Origin of the sequence: Micromonospora sp. NPDC051296 (genome assembly GCF_040682255.1) — a bacterium.
Lineage (GTDB): Bacteria > Actinomycetota > Actinomycetes > Mycobacteriales > Micromonosporaceae > Micromonospora > Micromonospora craterilacus.
The window spans coordinates 1-14,270 of record NZ_JBFBAO010000006.1 but is presented as its reverse complement, the minus strand read 5'-3'; the positions used below and the strand labels follow the sequence as shown (position 1 = coordinate 14,270).

General features: G+C 72.3%; 8 protein-coding genes and 1 pseudogene. 2 read left to right on the top strand and 7 right to left on the bottom strand.

Going from position 1 to position 14,270, the window contains the following annotated elements; translation table 11 throughout:
- The first annotated feature begins 4 nt into the window (after positions 1-4).
- A complete protein-coding gene (locus tag AB0M52_RS01320; protein WP_363947238.1) occupies positions 5-2,059 on the top strand; it encodes a hypothetical protein in 2,055 nt (684 codons plus the stop codon).
- A gap of 12 nt (positions 2,060-2,071) precedes the next feature.
- On the opposite strand, the gene AB0M52_RS01315 is transcribed toward AB0M52_RS01320, so the two are convergent.
- The 6 genes from AB0M52_RS01315 to AB0M52_RS01290 form a co-directional block, all read right to left on the bottom strand.
- Complete coding sequence (locus AB0M52_RS01315) at positions 2,072-7,897, bottom strand: SDR family NAD(P)-dependent oxidoreductase (RefSeq protein WP_363947235.1); 5,826 nt, start codon at positions 7,895-7,897, stop codon at positions 2,072-2,074.
- The gene (locus tag AB0M52_RS01310) at positions 7,866-11,138 is read right to left on the bottom strand and encodes an amino acid adenylation domain-containing protein (RefSeq protein ID WP_363947233.1); all 3,273 of its coding nucleotides are present in this window, start codon (positions 11,136-11,138) and stop codon (positions 7,866-7,868) included. Before AB0M52_RS01310 ends, AB0M52_RS01315 begins: the two co-directional genes overlap by 32 nt.
- Positions 11,139-11,227: 89 nt before the next feature.
- Positions 11,228-11,578 carry a metalloregulator ArsR/SmtB family transcription factor gene (locus AB0M52_RS01305; RefSeq protein WP_363947231.1) on the bottom strand — a complete coding sequence of 117 codons (351 nt, stop codon included), beginning with the start codon at positions 11,576-11,578 and terminating at the stop codon, positions 11,228-11,230.
- Positions 11,579-11,689: 111 nt separating this feature from the next.
- Complete coding sequence (locus AB0M52_RS01300) at positions 11,690-12,403, bottom strand: DUF169 domain-containing protein (RefSeq protein WP_233513177.1); 714 nt, start codon at positions 12,401-12,403, stop codon at positions 11,690-11,692.
- Between the two features lie 148 nt (positions 12,404-12,551).
- Positions 12,552-12,704 carry a hypothetical protein gene (locus AB0M52_RS01295; RefSeq protein ID WP_158566236.1) on the bottom strand — a complete coding sequence of 51 codons (153 nt, stop codon included), beginning with the start codon at positions 12,702-12,704 and terminating at the stop codon, positions 12,552-12,554.
- A gap of 34 nt (positions 12,705-12,738) precedes the next feature.
- Positions 12,739-12,942 (bottom strand): hypothetical protein, encoded by a 204-nt coding sequence (locus AB0M52_RS01290; RefSeq protein WP_363947227.1) that lies wholly within the window; start codon positions 12,940-12,942, stop codon positions 12,739-12,741.
- A gap of 173 nt (positions 12,943-13,115) precedes the next feature.
- Here AB0M52_RS01290 and AB0M52_RS01285 point away from each other — a divergent pair, with 173 nt between their 5' ends.
- The gene (locus AB0M52_RS01285) at positions 13,116-13,691 is read left to right on the top strand and encodes an ankyrin repeat domain-containing protein (protein ID WP_363947224.1); all 576 of its coding nucleotides are present in this window, start codon (positions 13,116-13,118) and stop codon (positions 13,689-13,691) included.
- Here the strand turns inward: AB0M52_RS01285 and AB0M52_RS01280 are convergent.
- Positions 13,688-14,270: pseudogene (locus AB0M52_RS01280) on the bottom strand (CUAEP/CCAEP-tail radical SAM protein); the annotation flags it as partial. The gene AB0M52_RS01285 and the pseudogene AB0M52_RS01280 overlap by 4 nt on opposite strands.

Here is a 14,270-nt window from a genome sequence, read left to right as displayed (position 1 = left end):
CGACATGACCGGTGATCGGCGACTGCGCGCCGCGTTGGAGCAGCTCGCCCAGCTGCTCGCGGACAGTCGGGGCACGACGGTGCTGACCGACCTGCAGCACGCCGCCCGGCGGCGGGACGACGCCCGACGCCTCGACCCGACCGCGAGCGACGGCACGATCGGGCCGTGGCGGATCGCGCCGAGCCCGGACGGGGTGGCGCTGCTCCGCCGACCCGACCAGCCGGACCTCACCGACGCCGACTGGTCGCCGGTCACCGACATTCCCGGTGCCAAAGCGGCCCGGCGGGTGGTCCTGCTCGGCGAGTCGGCCGCCCACGGCTGGCCGTACGACCCCGGCTTCACCCCGGCCGGCGTGCTCGCCGGCCAGCTGGCCCGGGCCGGCGACTACCAGTGCGTGGACCTGTCCAGGACCGGGGCCGACGGCCACGACCTCTGCCAGGTCGCCGAACATGTCGCGGCACTCGAACCGGACGTGATCGTGTCGTTCGCCGGCAACAACTGGGCCCTGCCACCGCCCGGCCTGACGGCGGCCCACCCGGCATCCCCGGAGCACCCCGACGGCCTCGATCTGCACCACGAACTCGCCGACGCGCTCCGCGCCGACGGCTACCCCGGCCTGCGGCGGGTATTCCAGTCGGCCGTGGTGCTGCCGCCGGCGCGCCGCTATCTCGACCTGCTCGCCGCTGCCCGGCAGAACTGCGGCGCGGAGATCATCATCGTGGTGCCCGAGTTCAACCTGCGCGCCTGGACACCACCGGCGGACATCGAGACCACCGCCCTGCCTGCGCCCACGCTGCGGCAGTGGTACGCGTTGCGGGCCGAGGCGCAGCAAGCACTCACCGACAACCGCCCGCAGGAGGTGCCGGCACCAGCCCGGCGCATGGCGCAGCTGGACGGCGGCTGCAGCCCGATCCCCGGGCATCTACTCGGCCTCGCCGCCACCAGGCTCGGCGACGGCGCCCTGGCCCGCCAGGGCTTCGAGCAGTCCCGCGACGCGGTGTGCGGCTTGTTCGTCCGATACACCCCCCGGGCCGTCGGCGCCGTACAGGATCTCCTGGTGTCCTATGCGGACGCCCACGGCTGGCCGTGCGTCGACCTGCGGAAGGTGCTCGCCGCTGCGGACCTGCCCGACCTGCCCGACGAGTCCGCCTTCCACGACTACTGCCACCTGTCCGACACCGGGATCGAGCGGGCCATGGCGGCGGTCACGGACGCGATCTGCCACCGGCCGCCGGGCTCGACCCGCCCCGGTGCCGGGCTGCCCGACACCGAACTCCGAGGCTTCGTCGAAGCGCGGGCCGCCGCCCACCTGGCGTACCAGGGACAGCCGGCCACGGTCGTCCGAGCCCGCCTCGCTGCGGCGCTGCGGCTGGCGCCGTCCGCACGGTCGCTGCTCGCGGACGCCCGGGACGTGCTCGCCGCACCGAAGCCGGCCTGGACGCACCCTGCCGTCTCCCGACTGGCAGGAGACGAACGGGTCTGGCCGTTCATCGCCGCCCTGGCGGCGCAACCCGCCCTATCCCCGGAGCTGTGGACCCTTCGGGCCTGCCTCGACGATCTGCTGGCCGAGGACGAGCCGGAGCGCGCACTGGCATCCGACGCCGACCGACACCCGGCACGCCAGGACCTCGACCTCGTCGCCACACCGCACCCCGACGGCCATCCGCTCCCGAACTGGACTGCTCCCCGGGCCCATCACCACGCGACCGCTCGACGCTCGGTCTTCGGCTTCGCGGTCGACACACCGGTCGACGGCAGCCTGTGGATCACCTACCGCATGCCGACCGGATCCGGCTCGACGGCCGGGGTGTACTGCGGACCGACCCGGTTGGGCGACCTGCCACCGTCCCCGGTGTGGGCCTCGACCCGGTTGGCGGTCCCCACGGACGCGCTGCGTCCCGGGGTCAACTGGATCACGGTGATGTGGCCGCCCGAATGCCGGGATCCGACCGGCCAGGTGGAGCGCGACGCGGAGGCGCTGGGCTGCGGCAGGCCCGCGTACGTGCTGCCGCTGTTCGGCCAGGTCCACGAGGCCCGGCTGCGCCTGTCCGCCGGCTGAGGCCAGTAACGGTCAGATCAACACGTCGTCGTCGCCCGCCACGATGTCATCCGACTCCGGTCGCTGCGCACCATCGAGGCGGGCGGCCAGGGTGCGGATCGTCGGGGCACCGAAGAACTGCGCGACGGGCAGCGTCACCCCGGTCGCCTCGCGGACGCGGGCAAGCATCCGGAGCGCCACAAGGGAGTCGCCACCCAGCTCGTCGAAGAAGTGGTCGTCGATTCCCAGCCGGTCGAACCCCAGCAGCTCGCTCCACAGATCAGCGAGGATCTGCTCGGTCCGCGTCTCCGGCACCGGACGCCGGTCCAGCTGCTCCGGACCTCGGCGCGCACCCGGTACCGGAACCATCGTCGCCAACAGCGCGACATGCGCCTGTGGGGTGTACGCGGCGTGCACGGCGAGGAGTTCGTCGAGCGGCTGGGTAGAGATGATCACTGTCGGGGCGGGGCGGTGCGTGAGCACCCGGCGGAAGATTTCCGTCCCTTCCGCCGCGGTGATGCCGTGCAGGATGTCGCTGTCGGGCCGCAGTGCCGTCGGCGAGGACGGGGCGTAGCGGCCGGCGAGCCGGCGCTGCGCCGCCGCCCACATGCCGGCCTCCAACCAGTCGGTCCAGGCCACGGCGAGCACGGCGGGCGGTACTGTCGGGTCGTCTGCGCGGTGTGCGGCGTAGGCGTTGAGGAACTCGTGGCCGGCGAGGTAGCCGACCTCGCCGAACTTCAGGTGGTGCAGCACGGTGCCGATCGAGGAGCTGAGGAGGACGAACTCGGGGCGTTGGTCGCCGAGCGCCGCGACGAGCGAGAGGGTGCCTTCGATCTTGGCGGCCGTCGCGGTCACCGTATCGTCCCTGGTGCGACGCTGAATCATGCCGCCGAAGTCGGGTACGCCGGCGGCGTGGATCACGCCGGTGATCGGGCCGTGCCGAGTCACCACCCGCTCGACGACGCCGCGCATTCCGGCCCGGTCGGTCACGTCGACCTGGGCGATGTCGACCTGTCCCCCGGCTTCCTGCAGCCGCCGCAGGCGGCGGATCGACAGCGCGGTCGGGTCGTCCTCGGGATGCGCCCGGAGCCACGTCGTCCATTCCTCGGGTGCCGGGAACCGCTCGCGTCGGGTCAGGACGACGGTCGCGGGCAGCGATGCGAGCGAGGCGGCCAGGCTGAGCCCGATACCGCCGAGTCCACCGACCACGAGGTACACGCCGCCGGGTCGCAGTGCGTCGCCGAACCGGTCGGGGTCGGGCAGGCGGGCCGGCTCGACCCCGGGTAGCCACCGGCGGCCCCCACGGTAGGCGACCGCTGGCCGGGACTGGTCGGCGACGAGTTCGCCGAGCACGTGCCGGGCGTCCCGATCCGGGTCGCCGCCTTCGGGCAGGTCGATGCTGTCGCATCGGACCCATGGCAGCTCACGCGGCACGACCTTGGTGACCGCGTGCACGGTGGCCTGGCCGGGGTTGGCGAGGTCACCCCCGACAACGTCCTGCGCGGCGCGGGTGACGACCGACAGCCGCACGCCTCCGGCCGCCGTGTCTCCGAGACCACGGGCGATCGCCAGCAGGTGGTGCAGCCCGTACTCCTGGTCCCGGAGGCTGGTCTCCGCCGCCGGCCCGGCCGGCAGGTCCGCCAGCCAGGCATGGACCACCAGATCGGGGCGGACCGGGCCGAGGATCCGCCGCACGGCCTCGTCGTCACCAGGCTCGACGGACACGTCCCCGTGGTATGCCGCCGGGTTCGGCCGGTTCGAGCGCCCGGGGGCGGGCCGGACCACGGTGACATGGCAGCCACGCGCGCTGAGTTCCTCGCCGACCCGGTCGCCGAGCGGACCGGCGGCGAACAGCAGACAGGTCCCCGGTACGGCCGACCCGGCCGGCATCGGCACCCGCCGCCAGGTCGGCGTGTAGCACCAGTCCGCCATGTCGGGCTGCCGGGCGGGCAGAGCGGCCGGCAGCCCGGCCGCCGGGCTTTGGTGTTCCCCCGCGACGGCCTGCACCAGGATCAACGCGGCGTCGCCGCGGTCGCCGCCGGCGGCTGCCTCGGGCAGGACGACGCCACGGTGACCGGCGAGTGCGTTCACCGCAGTACGCCAACCGTCATGGTCCAGCAGCGGAGTGCGGTCGCGCAGCCGGTCGGCGAACGACCACCACCCCTCGGACAGGCCCCACACCATGGACAGCCACCGGTGTGTCGCGGTGGTCTCGACCAACCCCAGCACCCCGCCGGGTGCCAGCAGCCGGGTCAGCCGACGAAGCGTGTCCGGCACGTCCGGGGTGGCGTGCACCACGTCGAGGCCGACGACCAGGTCGTAGCCGCCGGACGGATAGCCCTGGGCGACGTGGTCCCGGGTGACGTCGAACAGCCCGACGCGTACCGGCGCAAGGCCGCCCTCCGCCTCCCGGCGCAGGTGCGCGACGAACATCGGTGAGATGTCGGTGGCCTGATAGTCGGCCCGGCTGCCGAGCGCGGTGGCGAGCTGCCGGGTCAGCCGACCCGCCCCGGCGCCGACTTCGAGCACCCGCAATGGGCGTTCGTGGCCTGCGGTGAGGTGGTCGGTGAGCCGGGTCAGAGCCTGGATCTGTCGGTCGACGTCGTCGGCCGGCCGCTGGTCGCAGGCCTGGCCGAGTACCCGTTGCAGGAGGTCGCCACGTCCCTCGGGGTAGAGGACGGCGAGCGCCGCGCCGGGTTCCCGAAGGGCGTCACGGTAGTGGCGTACGCAGTGCCGCACCAGTTCGACGACTCCGCGGTACGCGGGGAATCGGGCGACGAGACGCTGGGCGAGCAGGTCCGGGTCCGGGTCGGCCGCCCGCTCGGCGAACACCACCTCGTCACCCGCGCGGACCAGGACGGCATCCTCGGCCAGGATGTCCAGCAGGTAGGTGACCAGGCGGCGGTAGGCGGGCAGGGGTCGCAGCCGGGCGTCGAGGTCGGCGAGCCGGTGCCGGGCGCCCGCGGAGGTGTCCACTCCCGTCTCGGTGAGGAATCGCAGCGCCAGTGCCGCGCAGAGCTGGTCACATGCCGCGGCGGCCGTCGCGATGTCCGGATCGGCGGCGCCTCGCGGACGCGACAGCTGGTCAAGGCTTTCGGTGTGGGTGGTGATGTCGACGACCGCCGGCGCGACCCGTTGCCCGCCAGGCCGGTCCGCCCCGGCCGGAGGCTCGAGCCAGAAGCGGCGCCGGCGCAGCGGGCGAGCCGGCAGTGGACGGCGGGCCGGTGGTGCGGGCCGGAGTAACGCCGGTCGGTCCACGGTGACGCCGGCGGTCCACAGCCGTGCCGCCGTGGTCGCCAACGACGCCCGTACCGCCCGGGTGTCGCCCTCCGGCCCGGATGGTGGCAGCACGCTGTGCACGACGTGCGCCGGCGTACGGTGCGGGTGGCGCAGCGCCAGGGTGCCCAGCGCCGCACCGGGGCCGACCTCCACGAGCACCGCGTCGTCGAGTCGCAGCGCCTCCCCCAGCGCGACGTCGAACCGGACCGGCTCCCGCAACTGCCGTACCCAGTAGTCGGTGTGGCTCAGGTCGTCCGCCGACGCGGGTCCGCCATCCATTCCGGAGATCACCGTGATTCCGGCGGCCCGGCGGGTCGTGAGGGTCACCTCCTTGCGGTACTCCGCGAGGATGCCGTCCACTGCGGGCGAGTGGTACGCCCGGTTGGCGGGGAGGCGGTGGGTGGTGACGCCCGCTCGCCGCAGCCGATCGTCCAGCGCCGCCACGGCCGCCACCGGACCGGAGACCACGCACTGGTCCGCGGCGTTGACGGCGGCGACCGTCAGGCCCTGTCCGGGCAGATCGTGGAGGCGGCCGGGGGAACTGGCGACCGCCAGCATCGCGCCGGGCGGCAGCTGCGCCGACAGCCGGCCACGGGCCGACACGAGACGCAGCGCCTCCGGCAGATCGAACACGCCGGCGACGGTGGCGGCGGCATACTCACCCAGGCTGTGTCCGAGCACGAGAGACGGCTCGATCCCCCAGCCGCGCAACGTCTGCGCGAGTGCGTACTCGACCGCGAACAGCGTGGGCTGCGCGATGGCCGGATCGTCGCCGCCGGCGCCTCTCAATGCGGCCCACAGGTCGACGCCGCATGGCAGCAGGGCGGCGGCGCACGTGCGCAGGTGGTGGGCGAGGGCCGGTTCGTCCTCGGCCAGGTCGGCGAGGGCCGCCGGCAGGGCGCCCTGGCCGGGAAACAGGAACACCACGGGCCGGTCGGAGATCGCGACCGCCTCGGTCCGCCGGTCAGGCAGCAGCTGACGCAGGTCGCGGTTCGGTGGGGCGGTGTCGAGCGCCGCGGCGGTGTCGTCGGCGGTCTCGGCGACAACCGCGGCGCGGTGCGAGTAGGCGCGCTGCCCGGCCGTGGTGATCGCCAGTTGCGCCAGGGCGGCACGCTCGGGTGGCGGGTGGTCGGACTGGCGTAGCCGCGCGGCGACTCTTCCCCGCACCTGGGCGAGGGCATCGGCGTCGCAGGCGGACAGCAGCAGTGGTTGCCAGCGCCGCCCTGCTGGCTCCGCAGCCGGTGTCGGGGCCTGCTGCACGATGAGGTGGGCGTTGGTGCCGCCGATCCCGAAGGCACTCACCCCGGCCCGGCGAGGTCCGTCGGGCTGCCGCCAGGCGGTGGTGGTGGGGTTCAGACGGAACGGGGTCTCCGCCAGCCCGAGGCTGCGGTTGGCCGGCTGGCAGTGCAGGCTGGCCGGCAGGAGCCCGTGCTCGACCGCCAGGATCGTTTTGATCAGACCGGCCACGCCGGCCGCCGCGTCGAGGTGCCCGATGTTCGGCTTGACCGAGCCGATGGCGCAGTACTGGCGTCGGCCGGTGGTTTCCCGGAAGGCTCTGGTGAGGGCTCTGACCTCGACGGCGTCGCCGAGCGGTGTGCCGGTGCCGTGCGCCTCGACGTACCCGATGGCGTCGGCGGCTAGGCCGGCGACGGCCTGGGCCTCCGCGATGACGGCGGTCTGTCCGTCGGACCCGGGTGCCGTGTAGCCGGACTTCGCCGCGCCGTCGTTGTTCACCGCCGATCCGACGATGAGGGCGTGGACGTGGTCACCGTCGCGGCGGGCGTCGGACAGCCGTTTGAGCAGGACCACGCCGGCGCCGCTGCCACCCACCGTGCCGGCCGCGTCGGCGCCGAAGGCACGGCACCGGCCGTCCGGGGAGTAGATGCCGTCCTCCCGGTAGACGTAGCCCTGGCGGGCCGGGACCTGGAGCGACACGCCACCGGCCAGCGCGAGGTCGCATTCCCCGGCCTGCAGTGCCTGCACGGCGAGGTGCACCGCGACCAGGGAGGACGAACAGGCGGTCCCCACCGCGATGCTGGGCCCGGTGAGGCCGAGCTTGTAGGAGACCGTCGACGGCAGGAAGTCCTTGTCGTTGTGGATCAGCAGCGGGAAGCCACCGACCTGGTCGAGCAGCCGGCCGTGCGGGAGCAGGTTCCGGATCAGGTACGCGCTGAGTCCGGCGCCGAGGTACACCCCGACCGGGCGGTCGAGGGTGGCGGGGTCGTATCCCGCCGTGTCGAACGCATCCCACGCCACCTCGAGGCAGATCCGGTGCTGTGGGTCCATGAGCTCGGCTTCCCGGGGCGTGAATCCGAAGAACTCGGCGTCGAAGAGGTCGTCACCCTCGAGCACCCCTTCGGCACCGACGAATCGCGGGTCGCGGGCACGTCGCGGATCTGTCCCACGCGCGATCGCGTCGTCCGGGGTCCACCGGGTGATGCTCTCGATGCCAGCGCAGAGGTTCGCCCAGTAGGTGCCGATGTCGGGTGCTCCCGGAAACCGGCCGGCCATGGAGACCACCGCCACCGGTTCCGCGCCTGCCGCGTCGTCAGCGGCCGGTCGGCTCGGCGTCGTCGTCATCGGCTTCACCTCCGCGACGTCTGAGGGCGGCCCGGCGTGCGGCCGCGCGGGCCCGTCCCCGGCCGGCGGCAGCGTCGGACGACCGGTGAGCGGATGCGCCGTTGCCGGCGGCGGCATGCTCGGTGCTGCCCGATCCTTGCAGCCGGTCCGCGAGCGCGGCGATGGTCGGCCACTGCAACAGGTCGACCACCTGCAGGTCGCTGTCGATCGCGGCGCGCAGCCGACCGTACAGCTTGAGCAGCAGCAGGGAGTTGCCCCCGAGGTCGAAGAAGCCGTCGTACACGCCGACGTCCGGCCGGTCCAGGACGGAGCACCAGACGCGGGCGATGGTCCGCTCCAACTCGGACCGGGGCGGCACGGCGGTGGTCCGGGCGGGTGCGACGCGGGCGGCGTGCTCGGCGAGCCGGCGCCGATCCAGTTTGCCGTTGTCCGTGCGGGGCAGCCGGGCCAGCGTCGACCAGGCGGCCGGGGTCATCACCGGAGGCAGTCGTTGCCGCAGGTAGGCCGCCAGCTCGCCGGGTTCGGGCGGCACGGGACCGGGGACGGTGAACGCAACGAGCCGCTCGTGTGGCGCGGCGGTGTGCACCACCGCGACGTCTCGGACCGCCGGGTGGTCGCGCAGGACCCGCTCGATCTCCTCGAGTTCGATCCGCACACCCCGCACCTTGATCTGCCGGTCCAGCCGGCCGAGGAACCAGATCGTGCCGGTCCTTCCGCGCCGCGCCAGGTCACCGGTCCGGTACAGCCGGTCCCCCGCCGCCGGCCCGAGGTGGTCCGGCACGAACAGCTCGGCGGTGAGCGCGGGACGGTGCAGGTAACCCCGGGCCAGCGGTGGGCCACCGACGAGCAGCGTGCCGCGCATGCCGTCGGGCACCGGATGTCCGTCGGTGTCGACAAGCCAGATCCGCGCCCCGGCGACCTCACGTCCGATCGCGGGGGGCCCGTCGCCGTCGCCCACCATCCCGCTGGTGACGTACGTGGTCGCCTCGGACGGTCCGTAGAGGTTGCGGACGGTCAGGTCCGGCAGGTGGTGACGCAGCCGGGAGACGAGCTCACGGGGCAACGGCTCGCCGGCCAGGTTGGCGTACCGGAGCCCGGCCGGCAGCGCGTCGGCGTCGATGAGTGCGTCGAGCACCGAGGGCACCGTGTTCACCAGGGTTGCCTGCGGGGCGGCCGGGTGCGGCGGGAGTGCCTGCGGGCGGTCGACCAGGACGACCGCGCCACCGGCCAGGAGCGGGGCGAACAGTTCGAAGATCGACAGGTCGAAGCCGACGGAGGTGAGGGCAAGTAGGCCGGCGAGAGCGTCGCGGCCGAACTCCGCCGTCGCCCAGCGCAGGAAGTTGACAGCTCCTGCCTGGGTGATCGCCACACCTTTGGGTAGGCCGGTGGAGCCGGAGGTGAACAGGACGTACGCCAGGTTGGCCGGGTCGGTCGGCACCCGTGGCCGGCGGCACGGCCGACCGCGCACGGCGGTGTCGCCGGCGTCGATGAGCAGGGTCGGGCCGCGGTGACCGGACTGCGCCGCCAGCGCGGTGGTGGTGACCAGCAGGGTCGCCCGGGCCTGGGTCAGCATCAGCCGTATCCGGTGGGCCGGCAGGTCGGGATCCAGCGGCAGGAAGGCGACACCGGCCTTGACCACGGCCAGAAGGGTGGCGAGGAGATCCGGGGTGCGGGGCAGGTACACCCCGACCACCTGCTCCGGTGCGGCGCCACGAGCCCGCAGCGCGTGTGCGAGCTGGTTCGCGCGGCGATCGAGGGCGGCATAGGTCACCTGTTCGTGGTGACCGTAGACGGCGACGGAGTCGGGTTGCCGGTCGGCTGTCTGTTCGACGAGGCGGGCGAGGCCGCCTGGCGCGCCGCTGGACTCGATCCGTCGGCGGTACGGCGCGGCCGGGCTCCCGGACACCGCGAGGGCCCCGATCGGGCGCTGCGGATCGCCCATGCCCGCCCGCAGCAGCTCGCCGACGTGCTGGGCAAAGGTTTCCAGCGTGTCGGCGCGGCACTCGGCCGCGTCGGCTTCGAAGGTCAGCGCCACCCGGTCGGCCGCGACGGTGACGGTGAGGCTGAGGTGGTATTTCGCGGCCGGGGTCGGCGGTGGCAGCGACGTGGTGACCACGCCGGGCAGCCGGGGTACGGGCGGTTCGGTCTGGTAGGTGAGCAGCACCTGGAACAGCGGGGTGTGCCGTGGCGATCGTGGTGGACCGACCACGTCGACGATGGTCTCGAAGGGGGTGTGCCGGTGCTCCACGGCCTCCAGCAGCGTGTCGCGACACTGGCGGACGAGAGCGTCGAGAGTGGTGGCGGGGGTGGGTCGCAGGCGTAGCGGCAGCGGGTTGAGCCGGAGCCCGATGCGGGCCAGGTCGGTGGGGGTTTCGCGGAGGCTGACCGGGGTGCCGATGACAAGGTCGTGGTGGCCGGTGTAGCGGTGGATCGTGGCCGCGAGCCCGGCCAGCAGGACCATGGGCATGGTGGCGGATCGGTGGCGGGCGAAGCGGTGGAGGTGGTCCACCTCGTCGGGGCCGAGGGTGGTGGTGTAGGTGACGGCGGCCGGTGTCCGGGGCCGGTTGGTGGGTGCGGCGTCGGGTGGCCAGATCGAGACGGGAGTCGGCGGGCCGGACATCTGCCGCCGCCAGAACGTGAGATCGTCCGCCCGTCGGTCACGGTCGTCCGGCGGGTGGACCGGCGCGTCGTCGTGGGTGTCGGCGCCGCCCCGGTGGGTGTCCTTCGGTGTTGCGGGCGGGGGTCGTCCCGCGGCCAGGGCGGCGCTCAGGGAGGTCAGGTCGGCGGTGAGAGGGGCCAGGCTTGCCCCGTCGAACACGATGTGATGTGTCGAGAAGACCAGGACATGCTCGTCGCGGCGGACGCGCAGCAGGGTCCAGCGGGTGACCGGGCCGGCGGCGAGGTCGATCGGGCGGCGGGCGATGCCCCGCACGACGGCGGGAACCTGTGCGGCGGGCAGTTCGACCAGTGCCATCGGATCATTCGCTCGGCGGTCTACCTTTCGCCACACCTCGCCGTCGCGCTCGACGTAGCGGAAGCGCAGTGCCGGGTGCTTCCGCATCAGGGCGACGACCGTCAGACGAAGGGTCGCGACGTTGAGCAACCCGTCGATGCGGATCGGCAGGCACACGTGGTATGCCGGGTCGTCCGGGGCGATCCGGTGCAGCAGCCAGAGCCGCCGTTCGGCCGGCGTGACGGCGAGGTCGTCGGGATCGTCCGGCCGGTACGGCGATCCACCCACGCGGTGCTCCTGACGGCTTCAACCACGAAGAATCCGGTAAACCGGTTTCATTGATGCTAGACAGGTGGCGTGTGGCGGGACAAGGCTCGTCAGAGCGCGCGGCAGGTGGTGATCGCCGCCTCGTTCTCGCTGAGGAACGTCCGAGCCAGCCTGAGGAACTCCTGCGCCCGCTCGTCGGCGACCCGGTAGATGAGCCGGCGCCCGCGTCGCTCCACGGTGAGGAATCCACACCAGACCAGGCAGTGCAGGTGTTCCGACGCGCGTGACTGCGGGATGTTCAGCCGCTGGAACAGCTCCGACTGCGACAGCTCGCCATGCTCGATGATCAGCTCGATGATGCTCAGCCGTCGGGCCTCGCCGAGCGTGCGGAACACGCGGGCGAGCAGTTCCCGTTCCGGTAGTGGCGTGTTGTCGGGGGCGACAGTGGCCGGCCGTCCCATTCGGTCGAACCTCCCGGAGGCGTCCCGCCGGCGCGGCGCCGGCCGCGGCCTGAATGGCCGTTCGACCGACGCTACGCCATCGGCTGGTGGATGCCTACCAACTGCGAAGGGTCACGATGCGGTGACCGCCGCCAGTCGGCTCTGGTAGAAGCCGAGCATCTTGCCGTTGGCCTCGGCGGTGGACCTCAGGGCCGCGGTGAACGACTCGATCTGGTCACCGGGCACAACAGCGAGCATCCGGTCGTCGGCAATGCTGGTGAAGGTCCGCATGCCGATGCAGCCGAACGAGAGGGTCGGCGTCGCGGAGCCGAGGGCCAACGGGATCGCGGCGCAGGCCGGGCGTCCACCCACCCGGGCCGGGGTCGCCGCCCAACTCGCCGTGCCGATGGCCTCGTTGAACACCATCGCCTGCTTTGGGGTCAGCCACATCACCACGGCCTTCGGGGTGACGGGGAACGATCCCAGCGGCCCGTAGACGGCACCACCGGCGTTGCCGCCCACCGAAGGGATCTTGGCGCCTTCCTCGGCGCCCAGGTAGGACCAGCCGCACATGGTTTCCACCAGGCCGCCGAGCTCCTGCATGACCTCGGCCGGCATATCGAAGCCCATGACCATGGAGCCCACCGGGCAGTTGTAGTGCTGCGCTGCGGCCGCGAAGAACACCTCCTGCTCGCCCCGCCGCCAGAAGGCGCAGGCCGAGGGGGACACAGCGGTGGTCGTCTCGACCCCGTCAGGGACCTGCTCCACGAACGCGACCGCGACCGGCGGCTGCTCAAGGTCGAGCAGCGCGCTGATCTCCGTGGCGGCGTCCCGGTACTGCGGCATGGCCATTTGATGCCCCGATCATGAGCGGTAGGGATGGACCTGTGATGGTGACGCTGATGGATCACTTCGGCGCAGACATGTGCCAGGACCTGAAAGGCTCGACGTGCCCTGTTCGACACGTCGAGCCACAGCTACCCGATCGGGCCGGCTACAGCACCACCGACTCGGACGTCGAGTAGTCGACGGACGCGATTTCCGGGGGACACTCGCTGTCCACCGGCTCCACGTATCCGCCGAACACGCGCGCGAGCTCCTCGTCGGTCATTTCGAGCGCCGAGAGCTCCGCTTCCACCTGGGCCATAACCTCACCTCCTTCCGGCCGCCTGCCACGGCTGTCATCGCAGCCGCGCGAACTGGACGACCAGCCCGGTCAGGACCAGGAACAGCAGCACCAATACAAGCCACAGTGCCCGGAACACGGCGGGCCGGACTCCGCGCGGAAAGATCTCAGGACGCTGCGCCGCCGGCGGTGGGACGGCCTCGGCCATCGACGACAGGCGGGTTGATTGCTCGGGCAGCACTCCCACCTCCCGTGCCATCGCCACAATGACGTTCTTCGTTGCGGGCGCTCACCGATACGGAACCTTGCGAAAAACCGGATGTCAACACCCGGCCGGACAGGCCTGCTCGCCCCCACGTGCAACTGGTATCCGGTTCTCCCGATACCTACGATGTCCGAAAGGTAGGTGTGCACAACCACCGGGAGCACATCGTGTCCGAGAGCCAGGACAAGTCCGCGCCGCTGTTCACTGCTGTCGCGAATGGATCAATCGAGGCGGCCACGGCGGCACTCGACGCGGGTGCGATCGTCGATACCCGGGACGACGACGGCTGGTCGGCGCTGGATCGCGCCGCCGGCTGCGGCGACACGCCGATGGTGCAGCTACTGCTCGACCACGGTGCCGACCCGTTCGGCACCGGGCCGGAGCAGCGCACGGCGTACGACATCGCCGTCGCGGCAGGCCGGTTGGACACCGCCCGGGCCCTGCGATCGGTGCAGGTGCGGCTCGACCCGACCAGCGCCGACGATCACCTGTGGCGGCCGTACTGCAAGGCGTACCAGCTGGGCCAGCTACGTGTCGCCGCCGGATGGGACGCGGCCGCCCGGGTGGACGAGTTGACCGACGACAGCGTTGTCTTCCTGCACGACGACTACACGGTGACCCGCGCCATGTGGCCGGGCGAGGATGTCGTGTTCGATGCGGTGTCCCCTGATTGGATCAGCTTCTGCCAGCAGGTGCTGATGTTCGCCGTCCCGGACGAGTTGGACCTGGTCCCGAAACCCTAGAGCAGCGGTTCCAGCTGGCTGCGAACCGGCTCCGCGCAGCAGAACCAGGGCTCGGTCAGGTAGGGAGCTGCCAGCGAGGTGCTCGTTGTCGGTTGCAACGCGGCCAGCCTCTCCGCCTCCGGTCCACCCAGCAGCTGCGCAGCATGCTGCCGGACCCGATCGAAGACCTCGACTCGGCTCCACCCGACGCGTGCGGCGTCCTCGGCGACGGCGAAGACGACGCTTTGCAGCTCGTCCATCAGCGGATCCGGATGGGTCCAGCGGTGGCACAGTCCCTCGGGGTCGAACGTTCCGAGGTGCTCCTGCATGTCGGTGCGGTCGAGCAGCCGTGACCCCGCGGGGACCAGGAGGCGGATGGCGTACTGCACCGCGGCCACCGACTCCACCAGACCCAGATCACAGATCGCCGCGAGGAAGTCCGCGTAGCTTGCCCGCGACGTCCACGGGGTGAACGCCACGAACGTCGGGTTGACCGCGATCCCGACCTCGCTCAACGTGCGAAGAGCGACGACGAGATCCTTCGTGGTGTGTCGCTTGTCGAACACCTCGAGAACGGTGTCGTCGAAGCTTTCGACGGCG